Annotated in this window: 1 protein-coding gene; it reads left to right on the top strand. The window is 69.8% G+C overall.

Annotated features, from left to right (window positions below):
- Positions 1-1,187, top strand: a 1,187-nt coding sequence (locus HCJ93_RS29010; RefSeq protein WP_167998800.1) for a maltotransferase domain-containing protein, incomplete at both ends; no start/stop codon positions are given.

Raw genomic sequence — 1,187 nt, 5'->3', positions numbered from 1 at the left:
CGCCGCCCGGCTGGCGGCGGCGCTGACCCCCGAGGTCGACGCGGTGCTCGCCCGGTACCCGCTGCGGGAGCTGGTCACCAGCAGCGACCCGCTGCCCCTGCTGGTCGAACGCGAGCGGGCCCTGTACGGATCCTGGTACGAGTTCTTCCCCCGCTCCGAGGGCACCGCCGAGCAGCCCCACGGCACCTTCCGCACCGCCGCCCGCCGGCTGCCCGCGATCGCCGCGATGGGCTTCGACGTGGTCTACCTCCCCCCGATCCACCCCATCGGCACCACCTTCCGCAAAGGCCCCAACAACACCCTCGACGCCGGCCCCGACGACGTCGGCGTCCCCTGGGCCATCGGCTCCCCCGAAGGCGGCCACGACGCCGTCCACCCCCAGCTGGGCACCCTGGAGGACTTCACCTGGTTCGTGCAGCGCGCCGGCGAACTGGGCCTGGAGATCGCCCTGGACTTCGCCCTGCAGTGCTCCCCCGACCACCCCTGGGTGCACAAACACCCGGAATGGTTCCACCACCGGCCCGACGGCACCATCGCCTACGCCGAGAACCCGCCGAAGAAGTACCAGGACATCTACCCCATCGCCTTCGACGCCGACATGGACGGCCTGATCACCGAGACCGTCCGCATCCTGCGCCACTGGATGCGCTGCGGCGTGCGCATCTTCCGCGTGGACAACCCCCACACCAAACCGGTCGTCTTCTGGGAACGCGTCATCGCCGAGATCAACCGCACCGACCCCGACGTGATCTTCCTCGCGGAGGCGTTCACCCGCCCGGCGATGATGCACACCCTGGCCCAGATCGGCTTCCAGCAGTCCTACACCTACTTCACCTGGCGCAACACCAAGCAGGAACTCACCGACTACCTCACCGAGCTGTCCGGGGACGCGGCCGCCTACATGCGGCCCAACTTCTTCACCAACACCCCCGACATCCTGCACGCCTACCTCCAGCACGGCGGCCGGCCCGCCTTCGAGGTCCGCGCCGTGCTCGCCGCCACCCTCTCCCCCACCTGGGGCATCTACAGCGGCTACGAACTGTGCGAGAACACCCCGCTGCGCGAGGGCAGCGAGGAGTACCTCGACTCCGAGAAGTACCAGCTGCGGCCCCGCGACTGGGAGACCGCCGAACGCGAAGGCCGCACCATCACCCCCCTGATCACCCGGCTCAACACCATCCGGCGCG

Source organism: Streptomyces composti, from assembly GCF_012034205.1.
Classification (GTDB): Bacteria; Actinomycetota; Actinomycetes; order Streptomycetales; family Streptomycetaceae; genus Streptomyces; species Streptomyces composti.
This window is presented reverse-complemented; position numbering and strand designations above follow the sequence as displayed.